Annotated in this window: 22 protein-coding genes; 14 read left to right on the top strand and 8 right to left on the bottom strand. The window is 71.9% G+C overall.

Annotated elements, in window-relative coordinates; translation table 11 throughout:
* Positions 1 to 23: 23 nt before the first annotated feature.
* Both Q2K21_RS10620 and Q2K21_RS10615 read left to right on the top strand, forming a co-directional pair.
* Entirely contained in the window at positions 24 to 641 is a 618-nt protein-coding gene (locus Q2K21_RS10620) for an RNA polymerase sigma factor (RefSeq protein ID WP_310769300.1), read from the top strand.
* 62 nt (positions 642 to 703) lie between these two features.
* Positions 704 to 1486 (top strand): hypothetical protein, encoded by a 783-nt coding sequence (locus Q2K21_RS10615; RefSeq protein WP_310769298.1) that lies wholly within the window; start codon positions 704 to 706, stop codon positions 1484 to 1486.
* Between the two features lie 212 nt (positions 1487 to 1698).
* Here Q2K21_RS10615 and msrB read toward each other — a convergent pair whose 3' ends face one another.
* From msrB to Q2K21_RS10595, 4 genes are all read right to left on the bottom strand, one after another.
* Positions 1699 to 2106, bottom strand: coding sequence for a peptide-methionine (R)-S-oxide reductase MsrB (gene msrB, locus Q2K21_RS10610; protein WP_310769296.1), 408 nt, complete (start codon positions 2104 to 2106; stop codon positions 1699 to 1701).
* A 14-nt stretch (positions 2107 to 2120) separates the two neighbouring features.
* The gene (gene murC / locus Q2K21_RS10605; RefSeq protein WP_310769294.1) at positions 2121 to 3512 is read right to left on the bottom strand and encodes a UDP-N-acetylmuramate--L-alanine ligase; all 1392 of its coding nucleotides are present in this window, start codon (positions 3510 to 3512) and stop codon (positions 2121 to 2123) included.
* Positions 3513 to 3606: 94 nt separating this feature from the next.
* A complete protein-coding gene (locus Q2K21_RS10600; protein ID WP_310769292.1) occupies positions 3607 to 4080 on the bottom strand; it encodes an indole-3-glycerol phosphate synthase in 474 nt (157 codons plus the stop codon).
* Between the two features lie 197 nt (positions 4081 to 4277).
* Entirely contained in the window at positions 4278 to 5117 is an 840-nt protein-coding gene (locus Q2K21_RS10595) for a pyrimidine reductase family protein (RefSeq protein WP_310769290.1), read from the bottom strand.
* Between the two features lie 37 nt (positions 5118 to 5154).
* Here Q2K21_RS10595 and zapE point away from each other — a divergent pair, with 37 nt between their 5' ends.
* From zapE to Q2K21_RS10555, 8 genes are all read left to right on the top strand, one after another.
* Complete coding sequence (gene zapE / locus Q2K21_RS10590; protein ID WP_310769288.1) at positions 5155 to 6258, top strand: cell division protein ZapE; 1104 nt, start codon at positions 5155 to 5157, stop codon at positions 6256 to 6258.
* 213 nt (positions 6259 to 6471) lie between these two features.
* Positions 6472 to 6870 (top strand): hypothetical protein, encoded by a 399-nt coding sequence (locus Q2K21_RS10585; RefSeq protein ID WP_310769286.1) that lies wholly within the window; start codon positions 6472 to 6474, stop codon positions 6868 to 6870.
* 150 nt (positions 6871 to 7020) lie between these two features.
* Positions 7021 to 7632, top strand: coding sequence for a carbonic anhydrase (locus Q2K21_RS10580; protein ID WP_310769285.1), 612 nt, complete (start codon positions 7021 to 7023; stop codon positions 7630 to 7632).
* An 8-nt stretch (positions 7633 to 7640) separates the two neighbouring features.
* Positions 7641 to 9167 carry a SulP family inorganic anion transporter gene (locus tag Q2K21_RS10575; RefSeq protein ID WP_310769283.1) on the top strand — a complete coding sequence of 509 codons (1527 nt, stop codon included), beginning with the start codon at positions 7641 to 7643 and terminating at the stop codon, positions 9165 to 9167.
* A gap of 206 nt (positions 9168 to 9373) precedes the next feature.
* Positions 9374 to 10381, top strand: a complete 1008-nt coding sequence (locus Q2K21_RS10570) for a slipin family protein (protein ID WP_310769281.1) — start codon at positions 9374 to 9376, stop codon at positions 10379 to 10381.
* A 266-nt stretch (positions 10382 to 10647) separates the two neighbouring features.
* Entirely contained in the window at positions 10648 to 11901 is a 1254-nt protein-coding gene (thrS, locus tag Q2K21_RS10565; protein WP_310780813.1) for a threonine--tRNA ligase, read from the top strand.
* 152 nt (positions 11902 to 12053) lie between these two features.
* The gene (locus tag Q2K21_RS10560) at positions 12054 to 12929 is read left to right on the top strand and encodes a polysaccharide deacetylase family protein (protein ID WP_310769279.1); all 876 of its coding nucleotides are present in this window, start codon (positions 12054 to 12056) and stop codon (positions 12927 to 12929) included.
* A gap of 41 nt (positions 12930 to 12970) precedes the next feature.
* The gene (locus tag Q2K21_RS10555; RefSeq protein WP_310769278.1) at positions 12971 to 13147 is read left to right on the top strand and encodes a hypothetical protein; all 177 of its coding nucleotides are present in this window, start codon (positions 12971 to 12973) and stop codon (positions 13145 to 13147) included.
* A gap of 12 nt (positions 13148 to 13159) precedes the next feature.
* On the opposite strand, the gene Q2K21_RS10550 is transcribed toward Q2K21_RS10555, so the two are convergent.
* Together Q2K21_RS10550 and Q2K21_RS10545 are read right to left on the bottom strand one after the other, a co-directional pair.
* Positions 13160 to 13831 carry an ABC transporter gene (locus Q2K21_RS10550; protein WP_310769277.1) on the bottom strand — a complete coding sequence of 224 codons (672 nt, stop codon included), beginning with the start codon at positions 13829 to 13831 and terminating at the stop codon, positions 13160 to 13162.
* Positions 13828 to 14730 carry an ABC transporter ATP-binding protein gene (locus Q2K21_RS10545; RefSeq protein ID WP_310769275.1) on the bottom strand — a complete coding sequence of 301 codons (903 nt, stop codon included), beginning with the start codon at positions 14728 to 14730 and terminating at the stop codon, positions 13828 to 13830. Before Q2K21_RS10545 ends, Q2K21_RS10550 begins: the two co-directional genes overlap by 4 nt.
* Positions 14731 to 14857: 127 nt before the next feature.
* Here Q2K21_RS10545 and Q2K21_RS10540 point away from each other — a divergent pair, with 127 nt between their 5' ends.
* Positions 14858 to 15607, top strand: coding sequence for an aminoacyl-tRNA hydrolase (locus tag Q2K21_RS10540; protein ID WP_310769273.1), 750 nt, complete (start codon positions 14858 to 14860; stop codon positions 15605 to 15607).
* A 54-nt stretch (positions 15608 to 15661) separates the two neighbouring features.
* Here the strand turns inward: Q2K21_RS10540 and Q2K21_RS10535 are convergent, their stop codons facing one another.
* Together Q2K21_RS10535 and Q2K21_RS10530 are read right to left on the bottom strand one after the other, a co-directional pair.
* Complete coding sequence (locus Q2K21_RS10535) at positions 15662 to 16195, bottom strand: GNAT family N-acetyltransferase (protein ID WP_310769271.1); 534 nt, start codon at positions 16193 to 16195, stop codon at positions 15662 to 15664.
* A gap of 26 nt (positions 16196 to 16221) precedes the next feature.
* Positions 16222 to 17187, bottom strand: a complete 966-nt coding sequence (locus Q2K21_RS10530) for a glycoside hydrolase family 16 protein (protein ID WP_310769269.1) — start codon at positions 17185 to 17187, stop codon at positions 16222 to 16224.
* Between the two features lie 203 nt (positions 17188 to 17390).
* Here Q2K21_RS10530 and Q2K21_RS10525 point away from each other — a divergent pair, with 203 nt between their 5' ends.
* The 3 genes from Q2K21_RS10525 (at position 17391) to Q2K21_RS10515 (ending at position 19650) form a co-directional block, all read left to right on the top strand.
* Positions 17391 to 18038 (top strand): TetR/AcrR family transcriptional regulator, encoded by a 648-nt coding sequence (locus Q2K21_RS10525; protein ID WP_310780809.1) that lies wholly within the window; start codon positions 17391 to 17393, stop codon positions 18036 to 18038.
* Positions 18039 to 18116: 78 nt separating this feature from the next.
* Entirely contained in the window at positions 18117 to 18776 is a 660-nt protein-coding gene (locus tag Q2K21_RS10520) for a TIGR03086 family metal-binding protein (protein WP_310769267.1), read from the top strand.
* Between the two features lie 85 nt (positions 18777 to 18861).
* The gene (locus Q2K21_RS10515) at positions 18862 to 19650 is read left to right on the top strand and encodes a DUF4142 domain-containing protein (RefSeq protein ID WP_310769265.1); all 789 of its coding nucleotides are present in this window, start codon (positions 18862 to 18864) and stop codon (positions 19648 to 19650) included.
* The last annotated feature ends 39 nt before the right edge of the window (positions 19651 to 19689 follow it).

Here is a 19689-nt window from a genome sequence, read left to right as displayed (position 1 = left end):
ATCCGGTGCGAACGAGGACAGTTTTGGGCCAAGGAGGGGAATCCCGGCGCGTACACGCGCGCGACGAGGAGTTGGGCGCGGCCGTCGCGCGGGCCCAGGACGGTGACGAGGCGGCCTTCGCGGTCGCGTACCGGATCGTGCAGCCCGGACTGCTCGGTTATGTGCGCGGCCTCGTCGGGGACGACGCCGAGGACGTGACCTCGGACGCCTGGCTGGAGATCGCCCGGGATCTCGGACGGTTCAAGGGGGACGGGGCCGGCTTCCGGGGCTGGACGGCGACCATCGCCCGGCACCGGGCCCTCGACCATCTGCGCCGTCGGCGCGTGCGCCCCCGGCCCGTCACGCTGGAGCAGGACGTACTCGAACTGCCCGGCCCGCACAGCACCCACGACCAGGCCCTGGAGTCCATCTCCACCGAGCAGGCGCTGGCGCTGATCAGATCCCTGCCCCGCGACCAGGCCGAGGCCGTGCTGCTGCGCGTCGTCGTCGGCCTCGAGGGCCCCGCCGCCGCCCGTGTGCTGGGCAAGCGGCCCGGTGCGGTGCGCACCGCCGCGTACCGGGGACTGAAGCGCCTCGCACGCCGGCTCGGGGCCGCCGGTGTGACAGATGAGGATCGCCGCGCGCTGGGGCAGTCGAAATGAACAGTAACGGCGACAGAAACGACAACGGACTGAACCGCCGTCGGACAGAGATGGACACGGGCATGGGTGATCGAGAGAGCGACGGCAGAACGTTCGTCCGTCGGCGCACGCCCCCCGGCAGTCGCGTGCACATCACCGACGGCGAAGGAGAGGGAGCGGCGACGGAGTCGCTGCTCGCCCGCGCACTGCTCGACCATCCCGTCACCGCGGAGGCCGAGCAGCGGGCGACGGCCGCGTTCCGCGCCGCCCGTGACGCGGGACTGCACGACGGGGCACGGACCCGGCGGCGGGACGACTGGCGGCCGAACGACCGTGCCCGGGCACGGCGTTCGGTGAAGGCCACGATCGCCGTGTTCGTCGCGAGCCTGACCCTGGGCGGCGTCGCGGTCGCGGCCATGGGCTCGTACGGTCCTGCCGACGACGCGAACGACGACAGCCGCACACGAGCGCACCCGTCGCCGAGCGCCCCGGAAGGCTCGGCCGCGGAGTCGGCCCGGACGCGGCCCGGCGCACCCCGCACCTCCACCGCCGCGGACCGTCCGCTCACGGCCAAGGACATCGAGGCCCACTGCCGCGCCTACGAGTCCGTCAGGAACCAGGGCAAGGCGCTGGAAGCGACGGCCTGGCAGCGGCTCATCGCGGCCGCCGGCGGCGAGGAGAAGGTCGCCGTCTACTGTGCCGACCAGTTGGCGCGGACAGAGGCGGCCGAGACGGCCAAGCCGGGCAAGGCGGGTGAAGCAGGCAAGGCAGGCCAGGCGGGTGAGCCGGGCGAGAAGAACAAGGCCGACCGCGCCACCAAGGAACCAGGAGAGCCGGCCGCCAACGCCACGAGCAAGAACAAGTAGTCCCCGGCGGACGGTCGCCCCAGTCGTCCTCACCGACGGATTCACGCCCTGCCCGGACGGGGTTCCCTACTGCCGCCTCATCGCCGCGCTGGTCGGCGATGAGGCGCCCGCGCCGCCCGGATGAGTGGAGACGGTACGGGTGGGCGCGCACCCCGTCGCTGGGGAGCGTGGGCTCAACCAGAGTGAACAGCCCTCTCTGGTGACCGGTCCGGTCAGCCCTCGTCAGGGACCAGGCGCAGCGAGATCGAGTTGATGCAGTACCGCTGATCCGTAGGCGTCGGATATCCCTCGCCCTCAAACACGTGCCCAAGATGCGACCCGCAGCGGGCGCACCGCACCTCCGTGCGGATCATCCCGTGCGAGCGGTCCGCCAGCAGTTCCACCGCGTCGCTGTCCTTCGGGTCGTAGAAGGACGGCCAGCCGCAGTGGGACTCGAACTTCGTGGTCGAGGTGAAGAGTTCGGCGCCGCAGGCCCGACAGGAGTAGACGCCCTTGGCCTTGGTGTCCGTGTACTCACCGGTGAAGGCGGGCTCGGTGCCGGCCTGGCGCAGGACCGCGTACTCCGCCGGGGTCAGCTCCGCGCGCCACTGCTCGTCCGGCTTGTCGACGTCGTACGACATGAATGCCAACCCCTTTACTTCTGTGCGAGACGGTTCAGGATCCGCGGGCCCAGGTCCGTCACGTCACCCGCGCCCATGGTGAGAACCAGATCGCCCGGCTTCGCCATTCCCGCCACCACCGCGGGGACCTCCGCCTTGTCGTGCACAGCCTGCACGTCCGCGCCCGCCGCCCGTGCCGCCTCGATGATCAGCTCGCTGGTGACGCCGGGGATCGGGTCCTCGCGGGCCGGGTAGATGTCCAGGACGACCGACGCGTCCGCGAGGGCCAGCGCCTGGCCCATCTCCTTGCCCAGCTCCTGCGTGCGCGAGAAGAGGTGGGGCTGGAAGACCACGAGGATGCGCGACTCACCGGCCGCCGCCCGCATCGCCTCCAGGTCCGCGGTCATCTCCGTCGGGTGGTGCGCGTACGAGTCGATGACCTGGACGCCGGCCTCCTCGCCCTTGAGCTGGAGGCGGCGCTTCACGCCCGTGTACGCCGCCAGGGCCGGGGCCAGCTCCGCCGCCGGGATGCCGAGGGCCACACCCGCCGCGAGCGCGGCCACGGCGTTGTGCGCGTAGTGGCGGCCGGGCACGGAGACCGTGAAGGTCAGCTCCGAGCCGTCCAGGTCCACCGTCACCTGGCTCTTCAGGCCCTGCGGGACGACCGAGAGAACGCGGACGTCGGCGTCCTGCGACTCGCCGTACGTCACCGCCTTCACCGAGCCGGCCAGCCGCCGCGTCAGCTCGCGCGCGCCCTCGTGGTCCGCGTTGACCACCAGCGTGCCGCCGGGGACGATCCGGCCCGCGAAGGTCTGGAAGGACTCGTAGATCTCCTCCATGGACGCGTAGTTCGCGTGGTGGTCCAGTTCGACATTGAGGACGATGGCGACCTCGGGCGCGTACTTGTGGAAGCTGCGGTCCGATTCGTCCGCCTCGGCGACGAAGATGTCCCCCTCGCCGTGGAGGGCGTTGGAGCCGGGGGCGTCGAGGTCGCCGCCGATGGCGTACGACGGGTTCAGGCCCAGCTCGGTCAGGGACACCGCCAGCATCGACGTCGTGGTCGTCTTGCCGTGGGTGCCGGCGACGGCGATCGGGCGCAGCCCGTCCATCAGGCGGGCGAGGGCGTCCGAGCGGTGAACCACGGGGATGTCCAGCTCCGCCGCGCGCGCCAGTTCCGGGTTGTCCGCGCGGATCGCGGAGGAGACGACGACGCAGGTGGCGTCGTCGGCGAGGTGCTCGGCCGCGTGGCCGATGTGCACCGTCGCGCCCAGCGCGCGCAGGGCCTCGGCGGTCGGCGACTCCTTGGCGTCACTGCCCGCCACCTTCGCGCCGCGCTGCGCGAGGATCTTCGCGATGCCCGACATTCCGGCGCCGCCGATGCCGATGAAGTGCGGTCGGTCCATGGCGGTGGGGAGGCCGGGTGCCATGCGTGTCTCCTGTTGCTGGGACGGCGTACGTTCAGCGGCCCAGCCTATGCCTTGGCACGCCGGGTCACGTACACCGACCGGTCGCGGACAGGCCCTACGCCTTGCTGTGCGAGAACAGCTTCAGCACCGGCACGCCCACCTTGTGCCGGGCCCTGGACGCCCAGTCGCGGTGGAAGAACTCCTCCACGTAGTGGGGGTCGGTCAGCACGATCACCTCGTCCGCTTCCACCTCGTCGACCAGCGCCTTGAGCGCGTCCAGCGGATGGTCCTCGATGAGGCGGCCCTCCGCCGTGCTGCCCGCCGCGCGCAGCGCGGACAGGGACACCTCCAGGGCCTGCTGCCCGAGGGCCGCGGCGTCCTTGCCCTCTGGGGTCTCCCGTTCGTGCGCCGCCTCGTCCAGCTCGCCCAGGGCGATGTCGTCGATGGCGCGCAGCAGGCGGTCCGCCTGGTCTCCGCGCGGCTGGAGCAGGACATGGAAGGAGACCGGTTCATCACCGTGCAAGGTGGTGACGAACTCCACGTCGGCGGACGTGAGGGCCTTCTCGATCATCAGTACGCTCGCGAACACGGCAGGCACCCTTCTCCTTCGAGCCCGTCCGAGCCCTTCGAGGACCCGGGGGACTCTTTCTCGTCCGTGGGCCGTCGAGGCCTCTGCGGAAACCATCCTGCCCCGCGATCGCACCGGTTTTGCGAGATTTAGTGTGCCCATCGAGGAGCAATGTGCCCATCAGGGACCGAACGGAACGAACAATTCCGAAACGCGCCTCATGTGCGGCGGTACCTGCCGAACAGGAACCCCTCCTCCTCCAGCAGCGACACGAGGGCGAACCTCCTCGGCACCGTGACCGAGGGCCCTCCGGCGATCCGCTGCGCGTCGCCCGCCGCGAGCATCGGGGAGACCGTCAGACACAGCTCGTCCAGCACGCCGGCCGCGATCAGCTGGCCCAGCAGGCGTGGACCGCCCTCGGTCAGCAGCCGGGTCATGCCCAGGTCCGCGAGCGCGGCCACGGCACGGGCCGGGTCCACGCCCATCCCGTCCCCGGCGATCACCACGCGGGCGCCCGCCTTCTCGGCTGCCGCCACCCGGTCGGGCGCCGCCGCGGCTCCGGTCAGCACGAGCGTGGGCACCAGGGGCGAGGTGAACAGCGGCCGCGAGAAGTCCAGGTCGAGGCTCGCACTCACCACGGCGATCGCGGGCGCGGGACCCTGTCCGGCTTCCTTCCGCAGCGCCGCGAAGGCCTCACGCGCGCGTGCCGGACGGTACTCCTCCTGCCGTACCGTTTCGGCGCCCACGATCACGACGTCGGCGAGCCCCCGCAGCGTGCCGAAGATCCGCATGTCGGTGGCGCCGGAGATGGGCTGCGAGCGCCCTTCGTGCTGGGCGGCCCCGTCGAGCGTGGAGACCATGTTGGCGCGCAGCCAGGGCACCAGGCCGCCGGGGCCGGGCTCGGGGTAGGCGTACGCGGCGGCCAGCTCCTCGAACGTCCATTCGTGGTCGGCCGGCTCCGCACCGGGGAGTGCGGAGCCGGGCACTTCGCCGGTGTCCGGGGCCGTACCACCCGGCCGGGCCACTGTTTCGTCGGTCACAGGGAACAGGCGTCGCATGTCGTGCAGTGTGGCACGGCGCTTAGCATGGGGAACCGTGTCGTCCTCCACTGCCGCCTCAGGGATCGATTCGATAGCCGGAGCGGCCCCGCTGTCCCTGTGCGCTCGTGAGCCGCACGTCCCCGCCGACCGGCTCGTCGCGGAGATGGTGCCGCCGCCGCGCTTCGACTCGGTGCGCTTCGCCACGTACATCCCGGACCCGAACCAGCCCAGCCAGACCGAGGCCGTAGGCGTCCTGGAGGGCTTCGCGGCCGGGCTCGGCGGGGCGCACGCGGTGGGCGGCGGCAAGCGCGGCTTCTTCGGGTTCGGGAAGGCCAAGGCCTCCAAGACCCCGGCCGGCCCCCGCGGCGTCTACCTCGACGGCGGCTACGGCGTCGGCAAGACCCACCTCCTGGCCTCCCTCTGGCATGCGACCCCGGCGGAGCCCGCGCTCAAGGCCTTCGGCACCTTCGTGGAGCTGACGAACCTGGTGGGCGCGCTCGGCTTCCAGAAGACCGTGCAGACGCTGTCGGGGCACCGGCTGCTGTGCATCGACGAGTTCGAGCTCGACGACCCCGGCGACACCGTCCTGGTCTCCACCCTGCTCGGCAAGCTCGTAGACGCGGGCGTCGCCCTCGCCGCCACCTCCAACACCCTGCCGGGCAAGCTCGGCGAGGGCCGCTTCGCCGCCGCCGACTTCCTGCGCGAGATCCAGGGACTGTCCGCCCACTTCCGCGCGCTGCGCATCGACGGCGAGGACTACCGTCACCGCGGCCTGCCCGAGGCGCCGGCACCGTACTCCGACGAGCAGGTGACGAAGGCGGCGTACGCCACCGAGGGCGCCTCGCTCGACGACTTCCCGCACCTGCTCGACCATCTCGCCCGGGTCCACCCCAGCCGGTACGGCGCGCTGACCGACGGACTGAGGGCCGTGTGCCTGACCGACGTGCAACCGGTGCCGGACCAGTCGACGGCCCTGCGGCTCGTCGTACTCGCCGACCGGCTCTACGACCGCGAGGTGCCGGTGCTCGCCTCCGGGCTGCCGTTCGACAGGCTGTTCAGCGAGGAGATGCTGAAGGGCGGCTACCGCAAGAAGTACTTCCGCGCGATCTCCCGCCTCACCGCCCTCGCCCGGGACGCCAAGGGACTGGTCCAGAACTGATCAGCCGGGACACCGGCGGCTTCGCAAAGGCGTAGCAATCCCAAACTGATGTACGCCACAGGAGTACCTCAGCGGTCCGTTCCGGCCATTCCCACCTCGGTTTTTGGGCTTTCCTTTACCTGAAACGCAGAGTTAACCCAGCAAATAAGCCAGTCGGGTTAACGTGTTCGTCCAGACACAGACGGCGGACGCGCGCAGCGGGGAGGGAGGCGCATGGCACGGGGTACGACGGTCCGGTTCGCGCTCACGATCCTCTCCGCCGTCCTGCTGGCCCTGCAGCTCTTCGCGCCCACCGCGTCCGTCGCCTCGGCGCACTCGACGCACGTGACGGCTGCCGGGTCCCCGGAGCCCGTCGCGAGCAAGCGCACGGACGGGGCCGACGAGGTCGTCACCTGTGGCGACCTCGAGCACTCCGCGGGCCCCACCGGCCCGCTGCGCACCCGTGACCGCCACCGCACGGCGGCGGACTCCGTTCCGGAGCCCCCCGCGCTCGTACTGCTGGCGCACGACGAACCGGCCGCGCGGCCACCGGCCGCCCGCCCCGCCGCACTGCGCGTATCCAGATCATCGACCGCTCATTCCCCCGCGGCACTTCAGGTGTTCCGCCACTGAGCTGCTCACCGGGTACGGGCAGACGACGACCTCCCCTCACCACGCCATGTCGGCCGAGCGCGTCGACGTGGGGTCATGTCGCCGTACCCGCATCTGCCACGTTCTCGTAAGCCGACGCGCCGACCAAGGCGCGCCAGGAGGAACTGACACATGCAGCCCCTCATCGATCACGCCCGTGCGCACGGACAGCGCCCGGAGGAGTTCGCCCGGCTGGCCGAGGGCCAGTCCCCCCAGGTCCCGGGGGTCTGGGGGCATCCCCCAGAAAAACACAGCATCACCTGCTCCGACTCCCGGGTCGTACCCGCCCTGATCACCGGAGCCCGGCCCGGTGAGCTCTTCGAACTGCGCACCGCGGGCAACATCGTCCCCCCGTACGCCTCCGAGCACCCCACCAGCGAGGCGGCCACCATCGAGTACGCCGTGGAGGTGCTCGGCGTCAGCGACGTCGTCGTCTGCGGCCACTCCCACTGCGGAGCCGTCGGCGCGCTAGTGCGCGGCGACGACCTGACCCCCGTACCGGCCGTGCGCGACTGGCTCGCGCACGCCGCACCCGAACCCCGGGCGTCCGACGCGGACGACCCGACGGTCGCGGAGGGCGCCCAGAACCACGTCCTCGCGCAGGTGCTGCGCCTGCGGTCCTATCCGTGCGTCCAGCAGCGCCTGACGGCAGGTCAACTCCGGTTGCACGCCTGGTACTACGAGGTGCACACCGGAGCCGTGCGTGAACACCGCACCACCACCGACACGTTCGAGGCACTGTGAGCGGCACGATGACTGAACGGAAGACCACCGCAGGGAAGTTCACCGCACCGAAATTCACCGCACCGAAGTTCGCGGCTCGGAACAGGTTCCCTCATCTCAAGCAGGACTTCGCCGCCTCCCTCGTCGTGTTCCTGGTCGCGCTCCCGCTGTGCCTGGGTGTGGCCGTCGCCTCCGGTGTGCCCGCCGAACTCGGCCTGATCACCGGCATCGTGGGCGGCATCGTCACCGGGGTGATGCGCGGCAGCAGCCTCCAGGTCTCCGGACCGGCGGCGGGTCTGACCGTGCTGGTCTTCGAGGCGGTGCGGGAGTTCGGCCTGCCGGTGCTCGGAGTGATCGTGCTCGCCACCGGTGTGCTCCAGCTCGTCATGGGCGCGCTGAAGCTGGGGCGCTGGTTCCGCGCCATCTCGGTCTCCGTGGTGGAGGGCATGCTGGCCGGCATCGGACTCGTCCTGATCGCCGGGCAGCTCTACTCGGTGGCCGGAACCAAGGCGCCGGCCTCCGGCCTGGAGAAGATAGCCGGGCTGCCCGGAGCGCTGGTCGACGCCGCGGGGAGCACCCGTGCGCTGACCTCACTGGCGCTCGGGGCGGGCACCATCGCCGTCCTCGTGCTCTGGCAACGCCTGCCGCGCGCGGTGCGCACCGTTCCCGGCCCGCTTGCCGCGGTCGGCCTCGCCACGCTCGTCGCCACGCTGCTCGGCCTGCCGGTGGCCACGGTCGAGGTCAAGGGCCTGCTGGACTCGGTCCGGCTGCCGTCGGCGGCCGCCTTCGGTGAGCTCGCGAGCGTGGGCGTGCTCGGCACGATCATCGCGTTCACCCTGATCGCGTCCGCCGAGTCGCTGTTCAGCGCCGCCGCCGTGGACCGGCTGCACCACGGTCCGCGCACCCGGTACGACAAGGAGCTGATGGCGCAGGGCGCGGGCAACACCGTCTGCGGGCTGCTCGGCGCGCTGCCGATGACCGCGGTGATCGTCCGCAGCGCGGCCAACGTCCAGGCGGGCGCCCGGACGAAGGCGTCCCGGGTACTGCACGGCGTGTGGCTGCTGCTGTTCGCGGCGCTGCTGCCGTCCGTGCTGGCGTACATCCCGATTCCGGCCCTCGCGGGCATCCTGGTGTACTCCGGCGCCAAGCTCATCCCCGTACGGGAGATCGTAACGCTGTGGCGCGAGCACCGGGGGGAGATGCTCATCCTGGTGGTCACCGCGGTGTCGATCGTGGCGATCAGCATGTTCGAGGGCGTGCTCATCGGCCTCGCGCTGTCCGTGGTGAAGACCGCGTGGGAGGCCTCGCACGTCAAGCTGGAGGTCATCGACAAGGGTGCCGGTCCGGTGGAGGCGTACCTGTCGGGCAACGCGACGTTCCTGCGGCTGCCGAAGATCCTGGACAGCCTGGAGGCGCTGCCGCAGGACCGGCCGGTCGAGCTGGACCTGTCCGGGCTGCACCACTTGGACCACGCCTGCCGCACGGCCCTGGAGACCTGGGCGGAACGGCACAGCGCGGCCGGAACCGAGCCGGTACGGGTGAGGCCCGGCCGCTGACGCCATGGAGCCGCACGGCTCACGATGCGCGGGGGCCCGCCGGTGTGGCACCGGCGGGCCCCTGTGTCGTGGGATGCGGGGTGGGGTGCGGGTCGTGGGGTCCGCGCCGCGGGCTTCGACGGAAGCGGCCGGCCTCGCCTCATGGACTCCGGCGGAATTATCGTGGCAAGTACGGATATACCGGACCTCTCGACGAGGGGGTCGTCATGCTCGCTGAGCTGGTGGGTGCTCTGGTGGCAGCAGGTGCCGCCGGACTTGTGTATGTCGCCGCGGCGGCGCGGGTCGTCAAGCAGTACGAGCGCGGGGTGGTCTTCCGCTTCGGACGGCTCATGGGGTCCCCCCGGCCGCCCGGCTTCACCGTGATCGTGCCCGGAGTCGACCGGCTGCACAAGGTCAACATGCAGATCGTGACGCTGCCCATCCCCGCGCAGGAGGGCATCACACGGGACAACGTGACCGTGCGCGTGGACGCCGTCGTCTACTTCAAGGTGGTCGACGCGGCGAACGCGCTCATCCAGGTCGAGGACTATCGGTTCGCGGTCTCGCAGATGGCGCAGACCTCACTGCGCTCGATCATCGGCAAGAGCGATCTGGACGACCTTCTCTCCAACCGGGAGAAGCTCAACCAGGGCCTGGAACTGATGATCGACAGCCCGGCCATCGGCTGGGGCGTGCAGATCGACCGGGTCGAGATCAAGGACGTGTCCCTGCCGGACACCATGAAGCGGTCGATGGCCCGCCAGGCGGAGGCGGATCGCGAGCGCCGGGCACGCGTCATCAACGCGGACGCGGAACTCCAGGCCTCGAGGAAGCTGGCGGAGGCGGCCGGGGTGATGTCCGAACAGCCCGCCGCGCTCCAGCTGCGGCTGCTCCAGACCGTGGTGGCGGTCGCGGCCGAGAAGAACTCCACGCTCGTGCTGCCGTTCCCGGTGGAGCTGCTGCGGTTCCTGGAGCGAGCGGCACCGCAGGAGGAGGCGCACGGCCATGACGGGGCGGGGCCGTCCACGGCCACGATCACGCCGGGACCCTCGGCCGAGAGCGCGCCGGCGCGTCCGCGCGAGGCCGCTCCCGAGCTGACGTCCGACCCCGCCGCCGAGCTGACGCCCGACCCCGCTCTCCAGCGCTCGTCCGGCCCGGCTCCCGAGCGGTCGACCGCGAACGTACCGCCGCCTCCCCCGGAGCCCGCTCCCCCGTCCCTCACCGCCGACGACTGATCCGGCGGACGGCGCCCGTCCCCGTCCCCGTCGCGCCCCCGCACTCGTCCAGCCTGTCCTGCGTACGAGGCCCAGGCCGCGAGTCCCCGCGATGCGAGCGGAACGGCACGGGCGCCGGAAAACCGCGCGCACCTCCCGTACGCCCGCTGCTAGCCTCACCGGCATGCAGCGCGCCCATGTGTTCACGACGACGCCGGAGAGTGTCCCGGCGCGCTGACTGCTGACCGAAGTCCGAAGCCCCGGGGCGAGTGCCCCGGGGCTTCGCCGTGTGGCCCCGCTCGCCCCACCGAGAGGAGACCACGATGCACGACCACCGCCGCCTCGGCCGCGATCTCGATCTGTTCGACACCGACCCGCTGATGGGCGCGGGCCTGCCGTACTGGCTGCCCGACGGCGCCGTCGTACGGCACACCCTGGAGGAGTACGTACGGGACGCCGAGCGCCGCGCGGGCTACCGGCACGTCTACTCGCCGGTGCTCGGCAAGCGCGAGCTGTACGAGATCTCCGGGCACTGGGCGCACTACAGCGAGGACATGTTCCCGCCCATGGACCTGGGCGGTGAGCAGGTCGTCCTGCGGCCGAGCCTGTGCCCCCACCACGCGCTGATCTACCGCTCCCGCTCCCACAGCTACCGCGAACTCCCCCTGCGCATCGCCGAGCTGGGCGGCATGTACCGCTCCGAGCTGTCCGGCGTGCTCGGCGGCCTGACCCGCGTACGGGCGATCCACCTCAACGACGCACACATCTTCTGCACCCTGGACCAAGCCGTCGAGGAGGCGGCGGCCGCGCTGCGGATGATCGGCGAGGCCTACGCGGCGCTCGGCATCCGCCCGGCCCGCCACCGCCTCTCGCTGCCGGGCCCGGGCGGCAAGTACGTCGCCGACCCCGAGCTGTGGCGCCGGGCGTCGGCGATGCTGCGCGACGTACTCGACCGAAGCGGCATCGCCTACGAGGCCGTGGAAGGCGAGGCCGCGTTCTACGGCCCCAAGATCGACGTCCAGATCACCGACCCGGGGGGCCGCGAGTCCACCCTCTCCACCGTGCAGATCGACTTCCACCAGCCGGAACGCTTCGACCTGCACTACATCGGGCCCGACGGGGCGAAACACCGCCCCGTGATGGTCCACCGCAGCGTCATCGGCAGCATGGAGAGAGCCGTCGCCCACCTCATCGAGGCGCACGGCGGCGCCTTCCCGGCCTGGCTCGCGCCCACCCAGCTGGTGATCCTGCCCGTCTCGGACGCCGAGATGGAACACGCCGTACGACTCCTGCGCCGCTGCCTCGACCAGGGCCTGCGGGCCCGGCTCGCCGCTCCCGAGGAGGGCACCCTGGGCGCGCGCGTCCGGGCGGCGCGGCTGGTGCCGTACCAGGCGGTGATCGGTTCCAAAGAGGCCGCGGACGACCACATCGCGCTGCGCCTGCGCGACGGCCGCCGCCTGGATCCGCAGCCCGTGGACGAGGCGCTGCACCACATCGGCGACATCGTCGCCCGCAGGGACACCCACCTCTGGAACGGATAGCGCGGGCATCCTCCGTCCGTCCACGACACCGACGTGAGCCCGGCGAGCCCGGCGGGGCCGCCGGGCTCACGGTCACCGGCCGCCGCACCAAGGGCACCTCTGCGACAGCCACGCGGGTGACGTCACGGTCCCCGACACGGCACGAACACGAGATGAGCGCTTCCCCCGATCTTCACCGCTACGTTCATCCGGTGATCCTTCTTGTTCGACTTGTGCGACGTATCGCCGCCGTCTGCGCCCTCGGTGTGGCGCTCGCCGCCTGCGGCGCCCCCGACGCCCCCCAGCACCCGGGGAAGCCCGGGGCGGCCGCGCCCACGTCGCCCACGCTCGCGCCCGGACCCGGTGGCCTGACGCCCGTCTTCAAGAACGCCACGACGCGGGAGAAGACCATCGCCCTCACCTTCGACGCGGACATGACCGCGGATCAGGGGCCCCGGGCGGCGGCCGGCGAGCACTTCGACAATCCGGAGCTGATCGACGCGCTGCGGGAGCTCAAGGTGCCGGCGACCGTGTTCATGACGGGCCGGTGGGCCGACCAGTACCCCCGGGAGGCCCGGGAGATCGGGCGGGACCCGTTGTTCGAGGTCGGCAACCACTCCTACAGCCATTACTCCTTCACCGACCGCTGCTACGGGCTGCCCACCCTGCCCGAGCAGCGGATGCGCGCGGATGTCGAGCGCGCCTACACCGCGATCCGCAAGGCGGGCGTGCCCCGCCCGAGGCCGTACTTCCGCTTTCCCGGCGGCTGCTACGACAACCGGGCCCTGCGCGCCATCAGCTCGCTCGGTGTCACCGCGGTGCAGTGGGACGTGATGAGCGGCGACGCGTACGCGACGGACGCGGACGCGGTCGTGCGGCAGGTCAGGGACGGGGTGCGGCCCGGATCCGTGGTCGTCATGCACTGCACGCGCAGCGCGGCGCCGGTGACCGAACAGGCGGTCCGGACGATCGTGCCCGAGCTGCGCGAGCAGGGCTACCGGTTCGTCAAGGTCTCCACGCTGATCGAGGAGTCGTCCGGGCGACGGTAGGGGCCCGCGGGCCCGGGCCACCGCGGCTTACGCTGGAGACCATGAGCGAGTACTGCGATACGGAGACGGCGGACCCGGCACCCGAGGCGGGCGGGCCGCCGTTCGCCGAGTGCGTGTTGTGCCAGGAGCCCACGGAGTACCCGGAATCACACAAGGGGATCACGCTGTGCCCTGTCTGCGAGTGGCAGGAGGCGCAGCGCACGGCCTGCTCCGGGTGACCTCGGTCCGCCTCAGGGAGACCGACGGGTGGTGAGCGCACAGGCCACCGCCACCGCGGCCGCCGTGAGCAGCGCGGCGAGGGCGAGCGGCAGCAGCGGGGCCGGGACCCTGGCCGTCTGCGAGCCCGTCACCAGCGCGGTGACTGCCGTGCGCGCCGGGGAACCGCTCAGTACGAGCGCGAGCAGGGCCGCGAGCATCAGCGCGGGGACGGCGCGTCCCGGCGAGCGCAGCAGCGGCCAGGTCGTCAGTGCGCCCACGGCCGTACCGAGCAGCGCGCACACCAGCGCGACGATCAGTCCGGCCCCGGCGGACTGGACGGCGGAGAGGCGGATGCGGTGGTCGGTGCTGGTGTGGCTGCTGATGAGCGTGACGACGACAGTCGCGGCCGTACCCAGGGCGGCTGAGGCACCCAGCGCGACGAGCAGGCAGGCCAGGTGCGCACGCCCCGGACCGACCGCCGCGCCGACACAACTCCTGGCCGCGGGCGGCTCGTTGGTCGCGCAGATGCGGACGAGCCAGGCGGCGACGGGCAGCACCGCGGCGGCCGCGTAGCCGAGCGAGTCCAGCACGGGCTGCCCGCTCTGGACGCCGATCGCGAGGAAGACGGCGTACAGGAGGAACGGGGGGAGCCAGCGCTGGGAACGCAGAAGGAGGGCGGACTGGTAGCGCAGGAGGGGGATCATCGGCAGCTGTCGGCCTTTGTTTCGCGGGGTTCGGGGTCGGCAGGGAGAGGCTCGGCCGGGCCGACGGCCACCACGTGCCAGGGCGGCCGTGCGCCGAGCAGGGTTCGCAGCAGGACGTCGGAACGGCTCGCGGGCACGGTGAGACGGAGGGTGCCGGACGGGGTGCGGGCCATGGATGTGGTCATCGCCCGCGCGTCGGCGGGCGGTTCGGCACCGGCGGGTCCCCGGGCCTCGACGACCACGGACGGCCCGGCGGGGGACGGTGAACTCCGTTCGCCCGTATGCGGTTCGAGCGCGCCCTCGCTGACGCGGTAGACGGCGTCGGGCACCCCCGCGAGCCGGCGCGGGTCATGGTCGACGAAGACGACGGCGGCGCCGGCGGACGTTCGTTCGGCGACCGCGCGGTCCAGTTCCTCACGGGCGTCGGTGTCGAGGCCGGTCCAGGCCTCGTCGAGGACGAGCAGTTCGGGCCCGGCGAGCAGGGCCTGGGCGACGGCGACCTTCTGGCTGCTGCCCTTGGAGAGTTCCGCCATCGGCGTACGGGCGTACGCGGCGGCGCCGAAGCGTTCGAGCCACTCGTCGGCGGCGCGGGCGGCGTCGGGCCGGGACAGTCCGTGGACGGTGCCGAGGTGGGTGAGGTAGCCCGTCGCCGTGAAGGGGAGGGCGGCCGGGAAGCGCTCGGGAACGTACGCGGTGCGCGGGCGCCCGGTGACACGGCCCTCGGTGGGCGCGTCGATGCCGGCGAGAAGCCGGAGCAGGGTGGACTTGCCGGTGCCGTTCGCGCCCTCGACGCGTGTCAGGGAGCCGGGCGGCACCGTCAGGTCGACCCCGCGCAGCACCCAGGGGCCGCGGAGCCCGTAACGGCGGCCGACGCCCGTCAGGCGTAGATCACGTTGCATGGGGGCATCCTCGCGCGGCGGGACGGACGCACGCAGAGGATTACGGACGGACGCAGAGGATTCGGGTGGCCCGGGCCGTCGTCCGCCCCGCGAAAGATCCGATCTTCCACCTGGCAGACTGGACGTCGTGAGCAGTGACCAGACCCCCGCCACCCCGGCGGACGCGCCGCACGACGGCCAGGACAGCCCCTTCCGCTCCGAGCGCACCCCGCGCGACGAGGCGCCGCAGTTCGTGCTGCCGCTCGTCGTGCGCATAGAGCGGGCCGCTCCCCCGGCGCGCACGGACGCACTGGAGACGGCCGCGCGCGCCGTGCTCGTGATCCTGAGCGACGAGCGCTCGCTGGGCGAGGGCGAGTGGGCCCGGGCGATGCGGGACTGGCAGGACGCACGGATCCGCAAGGTGGTGCGGCGGGCGCGCGGCGCGGAGTGGCGACGGGCCGAGGCGCTTCCGGGCATCACGGTCACGGGCAAGTCGGCGGAGGTCCGCGTCTTCCCGCCCGTCCCGCTGGACGGCTGGCCCAAGGACCTGGCCCGGCTACAGGTGTCGGGCACGGACCTCGACGACCCGGAGCCGCCGGTGGAGGCCGACCCGGCCGCGCCCGTGCTGTGGCTGAACCCGGACCTGGAGATGTCGGCGGGCAAGACGATGGCCCAGGCGGGCCACGGCGCCCAACTCGCCTGGTGGGCGCTGCCGGACGAGGAGCGCACGGCCTGGCGCGACGCGGGCTTCCCCCTCGCCGTCCGCGCCGCCGACCCGTCCCACTGGCGCGACCTCACGACGTCCGGACTGCCGTTGGTACAGGACGCGGGCTTCACGGAGATCGCCCCGGGCAGCTGCACGGTGGTGGCGGACCATCCCGCACTGCGCCGCAACTGATCAGGGCGCCAGGTCGAAACCGGCTTCGGCGCGGCGCCCACCGGGGCAATCCCCTTACATGGGAAACGAAAGCAGGCGCACCGCTCCGGTCGGCCAGTTCGCTCCCTCGTGCAGGGGCGTCCACATGGTCCGCAGCGGCATCAGCACGGGCCCCTCGTGTTGCTCGACATGGACGTCCTGCTCCAGCGCCCGCCAGCCGAGCCGCTGGTAGAGCGGGACCAGGGGCTGTCGGCAGAAAAGAAGTCCGTACTGCGGGCCCAGCGTCCGCGCGTGGTCGAGAGCCGCCGTGACGACCAGCCGCGCCAGTCCGTTCCCCCGCAGGTCAGGCGCGACGGCCACGCCACCGACACCCACCACCTCGGTGTCGGTACCCCCGACCGATACAGGCAGTACGAGCAGGCCGGCGTGGGCCACGAGGCGGTCACCCAGCCTGATGCCGAAATGATCCTCCTTGGGCAGCCAGGTCAGGCCGGCGTGCGCGACGCCGAACGGATCGGCGCCGTCGCCGAGGATCTCGCTCTGCTCGGTCTTCGTGTATCGCGTAAGCCGCACTGCGGTCGGCGGTGCGGGTGACAGGTGCTCGGCCATCCCGGCATTGAACCATCCGGCCTACATCAGACAACCGACGCCCGCCCCGCGTACGCGTAGGCCGTGACCCAGGTGATGTCCAGCTGCGCCCAGGAGCCGGGCGCCGCGTAAGCCCCGTACAGCGCGGACTCGTTCTGCAGGACGGCGCTCAGCGGCCGGCTCGGTACGGCGCGGGTGTCGTGGAGGTAGAGGTGGCCGTCGAGGTAGTAGCGCGCGTGGCCGGGAGTCCACTCCAACGACACCGTGTGCCAGTCGGTGAAGGGCTTGCCGGTGTCGGCGTAGCTCTGGCCGCGGCCGTCGCACGGGTGGTGGAAGAAGTGGACGGTGTCGACCCAGTTCTGCTCGTAGAAGTCCATCTCGCAGGCGTCGCCGTAGTACAGCCAGGCCGACTTGTAGCCGGGGGCCGCCTTCACGACGCGGACGCGGGCGCTGATCTTCCCGTACGCCTGGTTCATGATCCGCTTCGGGACGACGGCCGCGGAGTGGATGTCGCCGCCGGAGCGGGGACGGTACATCCGGATGTGCATCCGGCCGTCGCCGTTGTCGGCGGGCCCGACCCACACGGTGTCGTCGGCGCGGTACTCGCCGCCGAGCAGGCGCGTGTTGCCGTTGGAGTGGTTGCGCGGGTCGGCGGTGTCGTACCAACCGCGCGGGTAGGCCCACCAGTCGGCGCGGTAGGAGCCGGTCAGGGCGCCGCAGTAGGCGCTGGGTGTGTCGGCGTTGTGGTCGCAGTCGCTGAAGGAGCCCAGCGGCACGAGGTCCCCGTTGAAGTTCTCCGCGAAGACCTGGTGGAAGGGGCCGCAGTCGCCGCGCGGCATCACGTCACCGGTCGCGTGGCAGGCGTCCTCGGAGGGAGCGACGGCGGCGGCCGCCCCTGGCACGAAGAAGGCCGCCATGAGGGCGGCCAGTGCGAGGGCGATGACGCCGCGCGGGCGATGCCCGGGGAGGTGACGGTGCCGGCTCATCTTCCGCGCTTCACTGCTGCTCCTCACGCTTGCTCCTCACTTCTGCTCCTCACTTCCGCTCCTCTCCTGTGCCGCGACCGGCACGACGGCGGATCACCTCAGGAGGTATTCCGGAAGATCACGCGCGGACGTTCAGCCGTTGGGGTGGAACTCGTGACCGGGGGCAGGCCCGGCTACCCTTTCCGCACGCCCGACGCACGTAGATGACGCACGTACACCTGGAGGTCGCCATGGCCGGGACCCGGCTCGACGGGAGGGTCGAACGGGGGAACCGGACGCGGCAGCTGGTGCTCCGGCGGACCGTCGACATCGCCTCCGTCGAGGGGCTCGACGCGCTGTCCGTCGGCCGGCTCGCGACCGAGCTGCAGCTCAGCAAGAGCGGGGTGTTCGCCCTGTTCGGCTCCAAGCAGGAGCTTCAGCTCGCCACCGTCCGGGAGGCGTCCCGCATCTATGTCGAGCAGGTCATACGGCCGGCCGACGAGACCCCTCCCGGGCTGGCCCGGCTGTGGCGGCTGTGCGAGCTGTGGCTCGACTACTCCCAGGGCCGCGTCTTCCCCGGCGGCTGTTTCTTCTACGGGGTGATCGCCGAGTACGACGCCCGGTCCGGGCCCGTGCACGACGCCGTGGTCCGCGCCCAACGCGACTGGACCGCCCACGTGGAACGTACGATCGCCGAGGCCCGGGACGACACCCGCGAGCTCCGCGCCGACACCGACGTTCCCCAACTGGCCTTCGAGATCGTCGCGCTGCTGGAGACGGCCAACGTCATCTCCGTGTTGCACGACGACGCGTCCGCCTATGGCAGGGCCCGGATCGCCCTCGTGTCTCGGCTGCGGACGGCGGCGACGGATCCGTCCGGGCTGCCTCAAGTCGCCTGATACCGAGGGGCTTTGCGGCCACAACGAGTCGAGCCAAACAACTAGCACGACCGTTCGCACAGTTTTATGCTCGGCGCCATGGACCTCACCGGAGCGAAGGACGTCACCGGAGTCGACGAACCGGACCTCGTCAGGCTCGACCGGATCGCCGTGCACGAGTCGGTACGGCTCGTGGGACTGGCGGAGGAGAAGGACTGGGAGCGGGACACGCCGTGCGCGGAGTGGCCCCTGCGCCGGCTCGTCGCGCACATGGCCGCGCAGCACCACGGGTTCGCGGCCGCCGCGCGCGGCGCCGGAGCCGACATGGCGCACTGGCGGGAGCCGGAGGAGATGTCCGACCCGGAGCGCACGTACCGTGGCGCCGCGATGGGCGTCCTGGCGGCCTTCGGACAACCGGGGGTGCTCCAGCGCAAGTTCGCTCTGCCGGAGTTGGGAGTGGTGGTACCCGGGCGGATCGCGCTGGGCTTCCACCTCGTCGACTACGTGGCGCACGCCTGGGACGTGGCCGCCGCGCTGGGCGTCGAGCCGGAGCTGCCCACCGACGTGCTCGACGCCGCACTCGGCGTCGCCCTGCTCGTACCGACGGATCCGGCGGGGCGCGGACCGGGCTTCGCCTTCGCGCCACCGCTCGCCGTACCGCCCGGCACGGGCTCGCTCGACGCCACCCTGCGCCTCCTGGGACGCGACCCCGACCAGTGGTTTTTACCGAAGGATCAACGGAACTTGCCAAGTGTTTGAACACCTCGGCGGCCTCGTACGTACCTCCCGGCACTGGCCAAGCGCCCATCCCCAACGACCAGTTGGTTTCACCCGGGAGGCTCCATTGCGGCGTATCAACGGTACGGCCCTCCTCATCGCGGCCCTCGTCGCCACCGTCGGCGCGCTCGCGTTCCCCGTGTGGTCGTACGCCGACCGCTCCGGCACCGGACAGGCGAACCTCGCCGCCGGCACGGTGGCCACGAAATGGGGACCGCTCACCGCCGCCGACCGCGATCTGATCGTCCGTGTACGGCTGGCGGGGCTGTGGGAACTGCCCGCCGGACAGCAGGCGATCGAGCGGGCACCCACCCCGGCGATCAAGGAGGCCGGCGACCACCTCATCGTCGGCCACACCGACCTCGACAAGCGCGTACGGATCGTCGCGGCCCAGCTCGGCGTCGAGCTGCCCAACCAGCCGAACGAGCAACAGCAGGGCTGGCTCCAGGAGTTGAGCGCGGCAAGCGGGCAGGAGTACCAGTACAAGTTCGCGAACCTGCTGCGGGCCGCGCACGGCAAGATCTTCCCGGCGATCGGCGCCGTACGGAACTCCACGCGGAACACGCTGGTACGGCAGCTCGCCTCGGACGCCAACCAGACCGTGCTCGACCACATCACGGTGCTGGAGAAGACCGGCAACGTCGACTTCGACGCCATCGCCAACGACGCGGTGTCCGGCACGACCGCCAGCCCGACCGGTCCCGCCGCGCCCGTACCCGGTGCCGCGGCGCCCTCCGCGCCCGCCGCCGGGCCGAGCGGCAACCCCCGGACCAGCTCCAGCCCGTCCCCGGGCGAGCCGGGCACGGTCAACACCGGCCGACCGGATCCCGTCGACTCCGACAACGTGCTGCGCTAGACGAAGGGCGGCCGGGCGGGCGGCGCGCGGAACCTCAAA

It is taken from the genome of Streptomyces sp. CGMCC 4.7035 (assembly GCF_031583065.1).
Classification (GTDB): domain Bacteria; phylum Actinomycetota; class Actinomycetes; order Streptomycetales; family Streptomycetaceae; genus Streptomyces; species Streptomyces yaanensis.
This window is presented reverse-complemented; position numbering and strand designations above follow the sequence as displayed.

Coding starts and splice junctions, on each gene's coding strand:
- murC (WP_310769294.1), bottom strand. CDS start 3,512: ATGGCACCCGGCCTCCCCACCGCCATGGACCGACCGCACTTCATCGGC.
- Q2K21_RS10525 (WP_310780809.1), top strand. CDS start 17,391: ATGGCCGGGACCCGGCTCGACGGGAGGGTCGAACGGGGGAACCGGACG.
- Q2K21_RS10545 (WP_310769275.1), bottom strand. CDS start 14,730: ATGCAACGTGATCTACGCCTGACGGGCGTCGGCCGCCGTTACGGGCTC.
- Q2K21_RS10570 (WP_310769281.1), top strand. CDS start 9,374: ATGCTCGCTGAGCTGGTGGGTGCTCTGGTGGCAGCAGGTGCCGCCGGA.
- Q2K21_RS10520 (WP_310769267.1), top strand. CDS start 18,117: ATGGACCTCACCGGAGCGAAGGACGTCACCGGAGTCGACGAACCGGAC.
- Q2K21_RS10560 (WP_310769279.1), top strand. CDS start 12,054: ATGAGCGCTTCCCCCGATCTTCACCGCTACGTTCATCCGGTGATCCTT.
- Q2K21_RS10555 (WP_310769278.1), top strand. CDS start 12,971: ATGAGCGAGTACTGCGATACGGAGACGGCGGACCCGGCACCCGAGGCG.
- Q2K21_RS10615 (WP_310769298.1), top strand. CDS start 704: ATGGGTGATCGAGAGAGCGACGGCAGAACGTTCGTCCGTCGGCGCACG.
- Q2K21_RS10550 (WP_310769277.1), bottom strand. CDS start 13,831: ATGATCCCCCTCCTGCGCTACCAGTCCGCCCTCCTTCTGCGTTCCCAG.
- msrB (WP_310769296.1), bottom strand. CDS start 2,106: ATGTCGTACGACGTCGACAAGCCGGACGAGCAGTGGCGCGCGGAGCTG.
- Q2K21_RS10595 (WP_310769290.1), bottom strand. CDS start 5,117: ATGCGACGCCTGTTCCCTGTGACCGACGAAACAGTGGCCCGGCCGGGT.
- Q2K21_RS10580 (WP_310769285.1), top strand. CDS start 7,021: ATGCAGCCCCTCATCGATCACGCCCGTGCGCACGGACAGCGCCCGGAG.
- Q2K21_RS10535 (WP_310769271.1), bottom strand. CDS start 16,195: ATGGCCGAGCACCTGTCACCCGCACCGCCGACCGCAGTGCGGCTTACG.
- Q2K21_RS10575 (WP_310769283.1), top strand. CDS start 7,641: ATGACTGAACGGAAGACCACCGCAGGGAAGTTCACCGCACCGAAATTC.
- Q2K21_RS10585 (WP_310769286.1), top strand. CDS start 6,472: ATGGCACGGGGTACGACGGTCCGGTTCGCGCTCACGATCCTCTCCGCC.